This is a genomic window from Isoptericola sp. NPDC057653, assembly GCF_042799955.1.
Taxonomy (GTDB): Bacteria; Actinomycetota; Actinomycetes; order Actinomycetales; family Cellulomonadaceae; genus Isoptericola.
The window spans coordinates 508,533-522,191 of sequence record NZ_JBHVHP010000001.1; the positions used below are offsets into that span (position 1 = coordinate 508,533).

General features: G+C 73.8%; 9 protein-coding genes, 1 tRNA gene and 1 pseudogene. 5 read left to right on the forward strand and 6 right to left on the reverse strand.

The window, feature by feature from the left end; genetic code table 11:
• Positions 1–6: 6 nt before the first annotated feature.
• The gene (locus ACFU9A_RS02265) at positions 7–504 is read right to left on the reverse strand and encodes an FHA domain-containing protein (protein ID WP_430573635.1); all 498 of its coding nucleotides are present in this window, start codon (positions 502–504) and stop codon (positions 7–9) included.
• 10 nt (positions 505–514) lie between these two features.
• Positions 515–1,234 (reverse strand): FhaA domain-containing protein, encoded by a 720-nt coding sequence (locus tag ACFU9A_RS02270; protein ID WP_430573636.1) that lies wholly within the window; start codon positions 1,232–1,234, stop codon positions 515–517.
• Positions 1,235–1,485: 251 nt separating this feature from the next.
• Between ACFU9A_RS02270 and ACFU9A_RS02275 the strand changes: the two genes are divergently transcribed.
• Positions 1,486–1,569 (forward strand) — tRNA-Leu (locus tag ACFU9A_RS02275).
• Positions 1,570–1,727: 158 nt separating this feature from the next.
• Here ACFU9A_RS02275 and ACFU9A_RS02280 read toward each other — a convergent pair.
• On the reverse strand, positions 1,728–2,153 hold the full coding sequence (locus ACFU9A_RS02280) for a winged helix-turn-helix transcriptional regulator (protein ID WP_430573637.1): 426 nt from the start codon (positions 2,151–2,153) through the stop codon (positions 1,728–1,730).
• Positions 2,154–2,285: 132 nt separating this feature from the next.
• Here ACFU9A_RS02280 and ACFU9A_RS02285 point away from each other — a divergent pair.
• From ACFU9A_RS02285 to ACFU9A_RS02295, 3 genes and pseudogenes are all read left to right on the forward strand, one after another.
• A pseudogene (locus ACFU9A_RS02285) lies at positions 2,286–3,210 on the forward strand (oxidoreductase).
• Positions 3,211–3,214: 4 nt separating this feature from the next.
• Entirely contained in the window at positions 3,215–4,084 is an 870-nt protein-coding gene (locus ACFU9A_RS02290; RefSeq protein WP_430573638.1) for a DUF3800 domain-containing protein, read from the forward strand.
• A gap of 198 nt (positions 4,085–4,282) precedes the next feature.
• Positions 4,283–6,982, forward strand: coding sequence for a polysaccharide lyase family 1 protein (locus ACFU9A_RS02295; RefSeq protein WP_430573639.1), 2,700 nt, complete (start codon positions 4,283–4,285; stop codon positions 6,980–6,982).
• Between the two features lie 102 nt (positions 6,983–7,084).
• Here ACFU9A_RS02295 and ACFU9A_RS02300 read toward each other — a convergent pair whose 3' ends face one another.
• From ACFU9A_RS02300 to ACFU9A_RS02310, 3 genes are all read right to left on the reverse strand, one after another.
• Positions 7,085–7,885 (reverse strand): alpha/beta hydrolase, encoded by an 801-nt coding sequence (locus tag ACFU9A_RS02300; RefSeq protein ID WP_430573640.1) that lies wholly within the window; start codon positions 7,883–7,885, stop codon positions 7,085–7,087.
• Complete coding sequence (locus ACFU9A_RS02305; protein WP_430573641.1) at positions 7,882–8,784, reverse strand: GNAT family N-acetyltransferase; 903 nt, start codon at positions 8,782–8,784, stop codon at positions 7,882–7,884. Before ACFU9A_RS02305 ends, ACFU9A_RS02300 begins: the two co-directional genes overlap by 4 nt.
• A gap of 66 nt (positions 8,785–8,850) precedes the next feature.
• Complete coding sequence (locus tag ACFU9A_RS02310) at positions 8,851–12,240, reverse strand: DUF5979 domain-containing protein (protein ID WP_430573642.1); 3,390 nt, start codon at positions 12,238–12,240, stop codon at positions 8,851–8,853.
• Between the two features lie 193 nt (positions 12,241–12,433).
• On the opposite strand from ACFU9A_RS02310, the gene ACFU9A_RS02315 reads away from it, so the two are divergent.
• The gene (locus ACFU9A_RS02315) at positions 12,434–13,393 is read left to right on the forward strand and encodes a diguanylate cyclase domain-containing protein (protein ID WP_430573643.1); all 960 of its coding nucleotides are present in this window, start codon (positions 12,434–12,436) and stop codon (positions 13,391–13,393) included.
• Positions 13,394–13,659: the final 266 nt, after the last annotated feature.

Consider the following 13,659-nt stretch of genomic DNA (forward strand, 5'->3'; position numbering starts at 1 on the left):
TAGCGGTCACCCCTGGAGCTCGACGACGGACTGGCCGATCCGGACACCGACACCCGGCGCCAGCGGCTGCGGTCCCGACACCTGGGCGTCCCCGATGAAGGTGCCGTTCGTCGACCCGAGGTCCTCCACGTACCACTGGTCGCCCTGCGGGAAGATGCGGGCGTGCCGCGACGACGAGTAGTCGTCGTCGAGCACGAGGGTGCAGCCCGGCGACCGGCCGATGAGGATCGACGCGGACGTCAGCGGGAGCGTGGTGCCCGTCAGGGGCCCGGTCGTGACGACGAGGCGCGTGGGGCCGGAACGACGGGGAGGGGCTGGGGCCGCGGCGGCGCCGGCCGGCGTGGCGGCGGGCGCCGCGTCGGTCCGGCGGCGCTCCGCCCGCGAGGCCCGGGGGGCGCCACGGGGGGCCAGGTCGCGGCGCAGGACCGCGATCGCGGAGAGCACGAACACCCAGAGCAGCACCAGGTAGCCCAGCCGCAGCAGGGTGATCGTCAGTTCGCTCATCCTGGGGGGATCACCAGCCTTCGGTCTGCTGGCCGGAGGCGCTGCCGGTCCAGAACATGATGCGGGTACGGCCGATCGTCAGGGTGTTGCCGTCCAGCAGGGTGGCCGCGGGCACCTGGTGGCCCTCGACGAACAGGCCGTTCGTGGAGCCGAGGTCGGTCGCGACGACGCCGTCCGGCGTCACGCGGATCTCCAGGTGGCGGCGCGAGACGCCCGGGTCGTCCACGACGATGTCGGCCTCGGCGTCACGGCCGATGACGGTGACCGGTCCGGTGAGGAGGTAGCGCTGCCCGTCGATGTCGATGAGCGGGTGGCGGGTGGACGGCGCCGCCGAGGTCGCCGGCGCGACGTTCCCGCGCACGGTGGCGGAGCGGAGCTCGAAGCGGCCCGCGGGAATGTCCTCGTGCTCCTCGAACGACACGCTGACCGGGCCCACGAAGGCATAGTGCTGCGACGCCGCGTACTCGGTGAGGTTCGTCGCGAGCTCGTCGGCCATCGTCTCGGCACCCCAGGCGTCGATCTGGGAGAAGTCCGCCGTGGACAGCTCGATGGTGAACTCGTTCGGCACGACCGTCCGGTCGCGCCCGACGACGGCGGCGCGGTCGTCCACCTCGCGCCGCAGACGGCTCGCCAGCTCGACCGGCTTGATCTCGCTGTTGCGTCCTACCTTCGCGAAGGCGTTGTTCATCACGCGCTCCACGCTCTTCTCGAAGCGCTCCAGGGCGCCCATGCCACCTCCTCCCGTCGGCCCGACTCGTTCGCGGGCAGACTATCTAGATCGTAGGCAGGGCCGCAGCACCACTCCTCCGCGCGGTGTGGATTTCCTGCGAACGCTCGGCGCAGAAGCGGGACCTTCCGGTCACGAGCAGGTGACGGCGGGTGCTCGCGACCTGGGTCGGGACCGGGTCGGTCGGGGTCGCCCGGGGCCGCCAGCAGGCGATTGGGAGGCACCCCCCGCACCGTGTTAATGTTCTGCGGCACGCGCGAGTGGCGGAATAGGCAGACGCGCACGGTTCAGGTCCGTGTGCCCGAAAGGGCGTGGGGGTTCAACTCCCCCCTCGCGCACGTGAGGAGGGTTTCGGCTTCAGGGCCGGAACACCTTCGGAAAGTCCCGGTCAGGTTCTCCTGGCCGGGACTTTCGTCGTTCAGGACCGGGCCGCTCGTGGGCGCTGAGGTCCATGCCGCCCCATGAGCGATGCAGCACCGGGTCGTCGAGCTCACGGTCAGCGCCGGGTGTCGTAGAGGTCGCGGCTGGCTTGGACGCTGTCCATGTGGCCCTCCGCCCATGCCCGGAGCTGACGGGTGGTCCGATAGAGCGAGAGCCCCAGGTCAGTCAGCGCGTATTCGACGGTGACCGGGACGGTCGGGGTGACGGTACGAGTGAGCAGTCCGTCGCGTTCCAGAGAGCGCAGAGTCTGGGTGAGCATCTTCTGGCTGACGCCGGCAACGAGGCGGGAGAGCTCGGAATACCGCATCGATGCCGGCGCGCCCGTGCCACCGGTGCCGTCACCTCCGAGCGCGCACAGGATGAGCACGGCCCACTTGTCGGCGAGCCGGTCCAAGAGCTGGCGACTCGGGCACGTCGCAAGGAACGCGTTATAGGCATCCCGGGCTGCGTCTCGTTCCTCGGCTGCGGTTGTCGTCGCCATCACACCCGACCTTCCGTCCAGGGCGTAACGCACTCTGAAGTGCGTTCTTCCTCCGAGAGAGTTGCTCCCCAATAGTGGTGCGGGACGCCGCGCGACGCCAGCTCTGATCCGAACGAAGGAAGGTACGGCACCATGACCACAGTTCGGACGACCCTCCCTGGCGGTACCTGGAACCTCGGCGACCGGACCGTCACCCGCTTCGGCTACGGGGCCATGCAGCTCGCCGGACCCGGGGCCATGGGGCCCCCGGCCGACCGTGACGGTGCGATCGCCGTGCTGCGTGTCGCCCTCGCTCAGGGCATCACGCACATCGACACCAGCGACGCCTACGGTCCGCGCGTCACCAACGAGCTGATCCGCGAGGCACTGCGTCCGTATCCAGGGTCGGCGGTGATCGCGACCAAGGTCGGCGCGAACCGCGACGCCGAAGGCGGGTGGCCCACCGCACGAACCCCTGGCGACCTGCGCCAGCAGGTCCACGACAACCTCGACTCCCTGGGCGTCGAGCGCCTCGACCTGGTCACCATGCGGATGGGAGACGCCACCGGGCCGGCCGGGTTCCATCACCGAGGCCATGGAGACCCTCGCCGACCTCAAGCAGGAGGGTTTGATCGCCCAGCTCGGGCTCAGCAACGTCACCGCCGAGCAGGTCGCCGAGGCACGCGCAGTGGCACCGATCGTGTGCGTACAGAACATGTACAACCTCGCCAACCGATGGGACGACCGACTGATCGACGACCTGTCAGCCGACGGCATCGCCTACGTCCCCTTCTTCCCCCTCGGCGGGTTCGCACCCCTTCAGGCCGAGGCGCTCACCAGCGTGGCGACCCGACGGGAGGCGACCCCGATGGCGGTAGCCCTGGCCTGGCTTCTCCAGCGCTCCGAGAACATCCTTCTGATCCCCGGCACCTCGAAGCTCGCGCACCTGCGCGAGAACATCGCCGGCACGGCGCTCACCCTGACCGACCAGGACATCGCGGAGCTCGACAGCATCCACTCCCGACGGGCTCAGAGCGGCAATGTGGTGGTGCCGCGCCCACAGGCCAGCCCAGGATGACCTCATGACCGCGCCCGCCGGAGAGCCTGCCGTCGTGGAGATCGCCTGCGACGAGTCGGGGTTCTCCGGCACGAACCTGCTGGACCCGGGGTCGCCGGTGATCGTGCACGCGGGCGTCGACGTCACGGAGGCGGAGGCGTCGGCGTTGCTCGACACGCTGCGGTCCCGGTTCAACCACCGGCGGGCCGAGGAGCACAAGGCCCACCTGCTGCTGCGGCCCGGGCAGCCGGAGGCGGTGGCGTGGTTCCGTGCCGCGCTCGACGGGCGGTCGACGGTGCACGTCGTGGACAAGCGCGACCACCTCGCCGGCCGGGTGCTGGACCTGCTGGCGGGCACGCCGTCGTACCTCGACGGCACGCCCCTCGGCCGCGACCACGGCGCCGTGGCCGCGACCCTGCGGGAGCGCACCGACCTGCTCGCGGCGTTCGTCGCGATGACGCGGCTCAAGCACCGGCGCCGGGTGGACCGCGCCGCCGTCGACCGCTTCCTCGCGCTGGTCCCGCGCGACCTGCCCGAGCTGGCCGCGCTCACCCGGGACGGCGTCGTCGGTGTGCTCGAGCGCCTGCTCGACGGCGACCCCGCCGTCCCGCCGCCGCTCGAGCCGCTGGTCCCGGCGCTCGCGGGGACGGCGCTGCGGTGGAGCGACGGCCGCCGGTCGGTCGCCGTGGTGCACGACGAGCAGAGCGCCCTCACCCCGCAGCGCACCGCCCTCCTGGCGGCGAGCCTCGCCGCCGCCGTGTCCCCCGCCCCGCCGCCGCTGCTGGGCGTGCGGCAGGTGGACTCGCGGCGCGACCCGCGCGTGCAGGTCGCGGACCTCCTGGCCGGGCTCGCGCGCCGCGACGCCCTGCGCGCGGCCGTCGACCTCGAGCGCTGACGCTCCGCCGGGCGTGCGCCCGCGCCAGATCGTGGACCAGGGGTTGCGTAGCGGGAAACCGGTCTCTACGGTCAGGAAACCGGTTGCTGTGATCTCTTCGTGACCAATGAGGGTCGTGGACGACGGGATCGCCCCCGCGAGGGCGTCCCGCGGCACCGGTGAAAGTCCCGCGTTCGACGACGAAGGTGAGGCAACGAGATGAACCGACAAGCTGCGCGACGACTCCTCGCGGCGGGGGTGACGACATCCCTGGCCGCCGCGATCGGAGTGACCGCCCTGACGCTCCCCGGCGCCCAGGCCGCGACAGGCGGCGTGACCGGGTTCGCCACCCAGAACGGCGGCACGACGGGCGGCGCGGGAGGCGCCGTCGTCAAGGCCACCACCGGCACCCAGATCCACCAGGCGCTCTGCAGCCGCGCCGCCGACGACACGCCGATCACGATCCAGGTCGAGGGCACGATCAACCATGGCAACACCAGCAAGGTCTCCGGGGGCAGCTGCAACACCGCGGACGGCGTCATCGAGCTGAAGCAGATCAGCAACGTCACGCTCGTGGGGGTGGGAGCCGGGGCCACGTTCGACCAGCTCGGCATCCACATCCGCGAGTCGAGCAACATCGTCATCCAGAACGTCACGGTGAAGAACGTCAAGAAGTCCGGCTCCCCCACCTCCAACGGCGGCGACGCGATCGGCATGGAGTCCGGGGTGTCGAACGTGTGGGTGGACCACGTGACGCTCGAGGCGTCCGGCGGCGAGTCCGAGGGCTACGACGGGCTCTTCGACATGAAGGCCGACACGCGGTACGTGACCCTCTCCTACAGCGTCCTGCGCGGCTCCGGCCGCGGCGGGCTCGTCGGGTCGGGCGACGGCGACCTGGAGAACGGGCCGGTCACCTACCACCACAACCTCTACGAGAACATCGACTCGCGCCTCCCCCTGCTGCGCGGGGCGACGGCCCACATCTACAACAACCACTACGTGGACATCCACGAGTCCGGCATCAACGCGCGCGCCGGGGGCAAGGCCAAGGTCGACAACAACTACTTCGAGGACTCGAAGGACGTGCTCGGCACGTTCTACACCGACCTGCCCGGCTACTGGCAGGTCTCCGGGAACACGTTCGACAACGTGACCTGGTCCGCGCCGGGCACCGACACCAACCCGGCCGGCCCGAACCCGACGTCGACGACGACGGTCTCGATCCCCTACGCGTACGCGCTCGACGACGCGAGCTGCGTGCCCGACGTCGTCGCGGCCACCGCCGGCGCGAACACGGGGCTCCAGGTCTCGGACGGCTCGTGCCGGCCCCAGTCGCCCGAGCCGACGCCGGACCCGACGGACGAGCCGACGCCGGACCCGACCGACCCGCCGACCGACCCGCCCACCGGCACCAACCTCAGCCTCGGCGCGGGCGCGGACGGGTCGAGCAAGGGCTCCGGCACCAGCTACGGCAGCGTCGTCGACGGCGACCGGAGCACGTTCTGGTCGCCGTCGGGCACCACGGGCCGCGTGTCGGTCAAGTGGGCCTCCCCGCAGACGGTGTCGCAGGTGAACGTGGTCGAGGCGGCGGGCTCCGAGGGCACGATCACCGGGTTCCGGATCGTGAACCACGACACCGGGGCCGCGCTCGCCACGGGCGGCCGCGCGGGCGTCGTCGCCCTGCCGACGACCACCCTGAGCAAGCTCGACCTCGAGATCACGGGAGCCTCCGGCACGCCGAAGGTGGCGGAGCTCGAGACCTACGCCGGCCAGGGCTCGACGGATCCGACCGATCCGACCGACCCGACGGATCCCACGGACCCGACGGATCCGACCGACCCGCCGACGGGCGCGCCGACCCCTGGGGCGGGCGCGATCTTCGCCGCCCCGGACGGTTCCGCCGGCGCGGCGGGCACCCAGGCCGACCCGACCACCGTCGCGGCGGCCGTCGCCGCCGTCGAGCCGGGCGGGCAGATCTTCCTGCGCGGCGGTCGCTACGACCTCTCCCAGACGCTGACGATCGAGCCGGGCGACGACGGCACGTCGTCGGCGCGCACCGTGCTGGCCGCGTACCCGGGCGAGACGCCGGTGCTCGACTTCTCGGCGCAGGCGGAGGACCCCTCGAACCGCGGCCTCGCCATGGGCGGCGACTACTGGCACGTCTACGGCATCGTCGTGCAGAACGCCGGGGACAACGGCATCCTGCTCGGCGGTGACGACAACGTGGTCGAGCGGGTCGTCACGCGCGGCAACGCGGACACGGGCCTGCAGATCGCCCGCCTGGTCGCGGGGGCACCGAAGGCGGAGTGGCCCGCGGACAACCTGGTGCTGACCTCGGAGTCGTACGACAACGCCGACTCCGACGGCGAGGACGCGGACGGGTTCGCGGCCAAGCTGACCGTCGGGGAGGGCAACGTGTTCCGCGACTGCGTCTCCCACAACAACATCGACGACGGCTGGGACCTGTACGCCAAGACCGACACCGGCGCGATCGGCGTCGTGACGATCGAGCACTCCCTGGCGTACGAGAACGGGACGCTCTCCGACGGCTCCCAGGCCGGCAGCGGCGACCGGAACGGCTTCAAGCTGGGCGGCTCCGGCATCGCGGTCGACCACGTGATCAGGGACTCGATCGCGTACCGCAACGGGCACCACGGGTTCACGTACAACAGCAACCCCGGCTCGATCACGGTCACCGACAACGTGGGCATCGGCAACGAGGAGCGGAACTTCGCGTTCGACGAGGGATCCCACGTGTTCCGCGGCAACGTGTCCTGCGGCGGCGGCTCGAACGACAAGCTGTCCGGCTCGGACGACGGCTCCAACGCCTGGAACGGCACCGGCGACTGCGGCGCCTACGCCAGCGACCTGGACTGGACGTTCGCGTCCGACGGGACCCTGGAGGTGACGTTCGGGTGAGCTGACCCGCCCCACGACGTCGCTTGCACGGCGTCCCCCGGACCCGGCCGGCCCGCCGTCCCCCTGCGACGGGCCGGCCGGCCCGTGCGCGGACGGTCGCGGTCAGCCCAGGCCGAGGAAGGCGCCCGCCGCGGCGAGCACGTCGCCCGCGACGGCGGTGCCGACGAAACCGTGCTCCGCGCCGGGCAGCTCCAGCAGGCGGCACGGCACGCCGTCGCGGCGGCACGCCGCGGCCAGCTGCCGCGCCTCGGGCAGCAGCGAGTCCAGCTCGCCGACGGCGAGGAACGTCGCCGGCAGCCCGCGCGCCGACCGGTGCAGGCGCGGCGCGGACCCCGGGGCGACGCCCGTCCACGCGCGCATCGCGTACTCCGAGAGCTCGCGGCCCGGGCCGCCGGGCAGGGTGTCGTCGTAGGTCTCCAGCGACAGGTCGAGGTTGGGGTTCGTGAGCAGCAGCCCGGCGAGCGGGTGCGGGCTGCGCGCCGCGGCGAGGGTCGCGACGGCGCCGCCGGCGGAGTCGCCGTCCAGGTACAGCCGGTCGAAGCCGTCGCGGGCGAGGAGCTCGACCGCGGCGAGCGCGTCGGCGACCGCGTCGTCCAGCGTCCACCCCGGCGCGAGCCGGTAGTCCACCGACAGCACGACGACGCCCAGGGCCTCCGCCGCGCGGCGGCACCAGCCGTCCTGCAGCTCGAGGTCGCCGAACAGGCCGTACCCGCCGTGCAGGAAGACGACGGCCGCCCCGGTACCCCGGACCTCCGGCGTGTAGCGGCGCAGCGCGACGCCGTCGTGCACCACGTCCTCCACGACGCCCGCGAACGGGAGCCGTGGCCGGGCCAGGGCGCGCTCGCGAGCGGCGCGCCGCAGCCCGGCCACGTCAGGGGCGCCGGGGACGCCGCCCGAGGTCACGACGCGATCCGCAGCTCGCCCATGTCGACCACCGGCTCGAACCCGAGCCGCTGGTAGAGGGCGTTCGACACGGGGTTCTCCAGGTCGGTGAACAGGCAGACGCGGTGCCCGCCGTCCCGCAGCAGCGCCGACACGTGCGCGACCAGGGCGCCCGCGTACCCGCGGCCGCGGTGCGGGGCGGGGGTGAACACCGGGCCGATGCGGGCCACGCCGAGCGCGGGGCCCATGAAGCCGACGAGCGACACGGGCTCGCCGTCGACCTCCCACCACCAGAGCTTCTCGTCCGCCACGCGCCGCTCCACCGTGTCGCGCGGTGGCAGGGCGACCGTCGTGCCCGGCTCGCGCCCGGCCTGCGCGTCCGCGGCGGCGACGAAGCCCCCGAACCAGCCGTGGGCGGCGTCCACCTCGTCCGCCGTGACGGGGCGCGGTCCGCCCGCGGGCGTGCGCGACGGCGGGACCAGCGTGCCCAGCTCGAACAGGCGGGTGGGGCGCGCGAGCCCCACCTCGCCGCCCACCTGCTCGCGGACGCGCTCGAGGAACGCGCGGGCCGGCGCCTGGGCGCCGTTCGCGGCGTGCACCTCCTCCCCCCGGGCCAGGAGCAGGTCCGCCAGCGCCGCCGCGAGCCGCGGGTCCATCGGCATGAGGTGGGCCTGGTGGGGCGGCATGGTCGCCGTCCGCATCGCCGCGCCGGCGACCTCGCCGTCCGCAGTCCGGGCGACGGCGAACCAGTGCGGGTGGTCGGGTGCCGGCTCCCCACGGGCGGCCCGGGCAGCCAGCCGCTGCGCCGTCGTCGCGACGATCGTCGCCCGCACCGGGTCGGTGGCGAGCACGCCCGCCACGACGTCGAGGAAGGCCTGCGGGTCCTCGGTGAGCTGCCACGCGGCGGTCGGGTGGTCCATGCGCGCACGCTAGCGGGGCGCCGGTGCCCCACGCACCGGGAATCGTCGCCCCGGCGCGCGGGGCCCTCAGCCGCGGACCACGCGGGCCAGCCGGCGCACGACGAGCCCGAGGAGCACGAGGCCCGCGGCCAGCAGGGTCAGCGGGCCGCCGGCGAAGCCCGTCTGCGGCAGCTCCGGCGAGACGGGCCGCTCGGGCGTCGGCGTCACCGGTGCGGCCGTGTTGGTGAGCGTGACCGCGTTGAGCCGCTCGTCCTCGGCGTGGATCACGACCCAGCCGTCGTCGTCGGGCTCCAGGGCCTGGCCGCCGATCTCCCACCGTTCGGCGCGCCACGTGACGCCGTCGACGCCGGGCGGGTCGGCCTCGCGGAGCGTCACCGTGGTCCCCAGCGGGACGTCGTCGGCCACGAACGGGTCGCCGAGCACCAGGTCGCCCTGCTGCACCGGACCGTCGTCCACGCGGTACTCGACCGGGAACCGCGTGCCGTCCGGCACGTCGGCTCCGGTGACGACCTTCTCCACCCGCACGGTGGTGACCGGGACGGCGGAGTTGGTCACCGTGAGCGCCGTGGTCCCCGTGCCCTCGTCGATCGTGACGCTGCTGCCGGGCGACCAGGTCGGCACGCCCCACGTCCAGCCGTCGGGCAGGACCCCGTCGGACGGCGGGTCCTCGGTGACGTGCACGGTGGTGCCGACCGGGAAGTCGCGGTCGGGGGCGGCGGCGGAGCCGTCCGCCGGCACGCGGAGCACGCCGTCGTCGGTGCTGCCGTCGGGCAGCGTCGCCGTCCACGGGACGGCGAACGTGTCGGTGCCGAGGTCGCTCACGTCCGCGCCGAGGAGGTCCTTGCTCACCTCGAAGGTGCCGTGCTCCACGGTCGCGGTGTTGGTGACCTCGACGGCCGCCGTCTCCCCGTCGCCCACGGTGATCTCCGACGGCGTGATCGTCGGGGTGCCCCAGTCCCAGCCGGGCAGGTCGGGCAGGTCGGCCTCGTCGAACGTCACGGTGGTGCCCGCCGGGAAGTCGAGCGGGTCGCCGGCCGCGTCGGTCGGGGCGACGGGCTCGCCGTCCGGCGCCAGCGTCGTGGAGCCGGACGCGGTGGTGCCGTCCACGTACGTCGCGGTCCAGCCCACCGTAAACTCGAGGCCGTCCGGGACGTCCTCGGCGTCAGGCCCGTCGAGGGCCTTGGCCAGCGTGAAGCCGCCGGTGGCGACGTGCCCGACGTTCGACACCTCGAGCGTGACCTGCGGCCCGCCGTCGAGCTCCAGGGGGTAGTACCCGTCCTCGTCCGGGTCGGTGAGCGGCACGCCGCCCACCGACAGCACCGGGTCCTCCCAGGTGATGCCGTCGTCGAAGATCGGGTCGTGCTCGCGCACCCACACGGTGGTCCCCGCCGGGATGTCGCTGCCGTCCAGCAGCGACAGCACCGTCACCGGGTCGCCGACCGCGATCTCCCGCGTGCGGCCCTCGCGCGGACCGCCCGGCGGGTCGAACGTGTAGTCCACCGAGAACTGCAGGTCCGGGTCCACCGGGCCGTCGACGTCGAGCACCTTCACCACGCTGAACCGCGCGGTGGCGGGCACCGTCTGGTCCTCGGCGAGGATGTTCGTGACGTCGTCCTCGACCACCTGGCCCTCGCGGTCGATCGTGAACGTCGTGCCCGGGCTCCACGACACGCCGGACCAGACGGAGCCCTCGGGCGGGGTGCCGGGGTCGGTCTCGGCCAGGGTGACCTCGGTCCCGACGGGGAACGTCACCGCCTCCCCCGCGTCGTCGACCGGGCCCTGCGGGGCGAACGTGCCGCCGGCGCCCGCGACCAGATCGATGGTGCCGGCGCTCTCGTTGCCGTCCGGGTCCACGGCGGTCCACTCCACGACGACCGTGGTGCCCTCGTCCACCGCGACCGGCTCGTCGGTGGCGGCGTGCACGGACTTCACCACCTCGAAGGTGCCGCGCGTGCGCTCCGCCGTGTTCGTCAGCGCCGCGGTCGCGACGGCGTCGCCGTCGTCGGTGATGGTCAGCGAGGACGGCGACACGGACGCGCCCGTCCACTCCCAGCCCGGGGCGTCCGGGGGCTGCTGCTCCTCGAACGTCACGACCGTGCCGACCGGGAACGTGCTGAGCGTGCCGTCCACGTCCTGGGGGCGCACCGGGCTGCCGTCGGCGGGCAGGTCGAGCGTGCCGGAGCCGAGCACCTCGCCGTCGGGCGAGGTGGCCGTCCAGTCGACCGGGAACGTGGTGCCGTCGGGCAGGTCGCCCGCGCTGACGCCGTCGAGCTCCTTGGAGACCTCGAACGTGCCGTGCGGGGACCCGCAGGGCACGGTCCCGGCGAACATGAACGAGTGCACCTCGCCGCCTCGCAGGATGACGTCCCTGCCGATCACCTGGCCGTCGAGGGGCGCCGCGTCCACGGTGACGTCGGCGAACGGCGCGTAGATCGACCCGTCGATGCGCTCGCCCGTGTGCTCGACGGTGACCGCGCCGGTCACGGCCGAGAGGTCCCACAGGATGTACGGCGAGTACTGGCCCTGCGGGTCCACCCGCAGGCCGTGCACGTCGGTGGTGCCGGCGGGCACCCGGATGATCAGCGGGTTGTCCTTGCCGGGCACCGCGCTCCCCGCCGAGAACTGCAGCAGGTCGGCGCCCGCGACGAGCTCGTACGGCACCACGTTGGGCCGGTCGGAGGCGAGCGGCGAGAGGACCTTGCGGTTGCCCGCGTCCTCGGCGACCGTCACGTGGTTCACGTCGTGGCCGTCCGGGTCGCTGATCGTCGCGAGGCACTCGGCGCTGTCCTGCATCGTCGCGTCCTGGGCCGCCTGCACGTACCCGGCGACGACGTCCTGGGTGTCGCCGGTCCGCGCGGTGAAGATCGAGTTGTTGCTGCCCGTGGGCGGCTGCGCGTCCTGCGGGAACGTCTGCGCGGTGGCGTCGATGAGGGGCGGGCTGGAACCCTGCGCGGACTCCCGCACCCAGCCCTCACCCCGGGCCGCCGTCCCGAACGGGCCCAGGTCGCGGTCCACCGTCTTGAGCGCACCGATGTTCTCCGGCGAGGTCGCCCCGCGGCTCGTGATGTTGACCTGGCCGACGTTCCGGGACTCGTCCGGGTCGAAGCGCCCGATGAGCAGTCGCGTGGGGTCGCCGTCCACGGTGGGGATCGTGTAGTCGGCCGTGCCGGCGGCGACGTGGATGACCGCCCACTGCGCCCCGGTCGTGTCCGTGAGGTTCCGCCCGGCCGCGAGCGATCCCTCCAGCTCCTGGTCGGCGACGACCGCGTCACGCTGCGCGTACACGGTGAAGCCGCCGGCCGACGTGAACGGGTTGACGTTCCCCTCCGCCGCCGCAGCGGCCCGCGGCGCGGTCGCGGTCTGCGCCCCCAGACCCACCAGCCCGCCCAGCGCGAGGGCTGCCGCGAGCAGCCCGCTCGTCGTCCTGCGTCCGGTCGTCGAGCCAGTCCCGCGCATCTACCGCTACCCCCTGCAGCGTCGTGGTGTCCCGCGCCACTCTAGGGACGGTCGGGCGGCACCGCCGGGTGGTTGCGCTCCCACCAGTCGGGGCGCCCAGGGCGGGGCGGTGGTGCTGAACGGCGGACGAACGCTCGGCGAACATCGCGCCCGACCCCCTGACGGCGGACCGGGGCGCGACCATACTTCCGCTGTGCACGACGAGATCGCCCGACTGGCCCGCCACGTCGCCCCGCGCGGTGCGACCCGCGCCGGCACCGTCGCGGAGCTGACGCAGCCCGTGCTCGTGGTGGGCTCCACCATGCCGGTCGGTGAGCTCGAGGTGATGTTCCGGCGGCCCGAGGTGGGCTCCGTCGCGGTGCAGGACGACGCCGACACGTCCCGGACCGGGATCGTCACGCGCGCCGGCCTGGCCGCGGCGCTCACCGGCCGGCTCGGGTACGGGCGCGCCGTCCTGGAGCGCCGCCCCACGGGCGCGGTGGCCGACTGGTCGCCGCTCGTCGTCGGGCCCGGGACGCCGGTCGCGGACGTCGCCGGGCTCGCGATGTCCCGGACCGCGGAGCGCCGCTACGACGACGTCCTCGTCCCGGGCCCGACGTCGTGGGGTGCCGCGAGCACGGCCGACGTGATGCGCGCGGTCGTCGCGGAGCTGGCGGACCGGTCCACGCACGACCCGCTCACGCGCCTGCCCGGCCGGCCCGCCACCTGGTACGCGCTGACCCGCCGCTGCGCGCTGGTACGCGGCGGCGCGACGCGCGTGGTGCTGGTGCTGCTCGACGTGCGCGCCCTCGCGGCGCTCAACGCCGAGCGCGGCCAGGACGCCGGCGACGCGGTGCTCGTCGAGCTGGCGGCGCGCCTCGAGGCGGCTCTTCCCGCCGGGTGCGAGGCCGGGCGGGTGGACGGCGACGGGTTCGCGGTCCTCGCGACGCTGCCGGCGATGGACGACATCCAGGCCGCGGCGTCGGCCGAGGCGCTGCGGCAGCACCTGCTGGCGCACCTGGCGGAGCCGTCGGGCGGCATCGACCCGGTCGCCTGGCCCGCGCTGCACTCGGCGGCCGCGTGGTCGGTGGCCGGGGCCGCAGACGCGGACGAGCTGGTCGCCCAGGCGGAGCGGCGCCTGCTGCGCGAGCGTCGCGCGGCGGTGCTGGTCTGAGGGTCCGGACCGCCGGGTCCCGGGCAACGTTCCAGGCAATGTTCCGGGCAATGTTCCGGGCAACAAAGAGCCCGCGGGCTGGAGGCCGAACCTCCTGCCGTGCTGGACGAGGGCACGGCACCCGCGGGATCCGGTGGTCGCGAGGAACTCGCTACCCGTCCCGTGCGCCGTCGGCCTGGACGAGCTGGTCGTCAGGGGGACAGCGCGAAACGCTCAAGGGCGCACGCGACTAGCGCGCGACCACCTCATGGGTCCGAAGAGTCTTC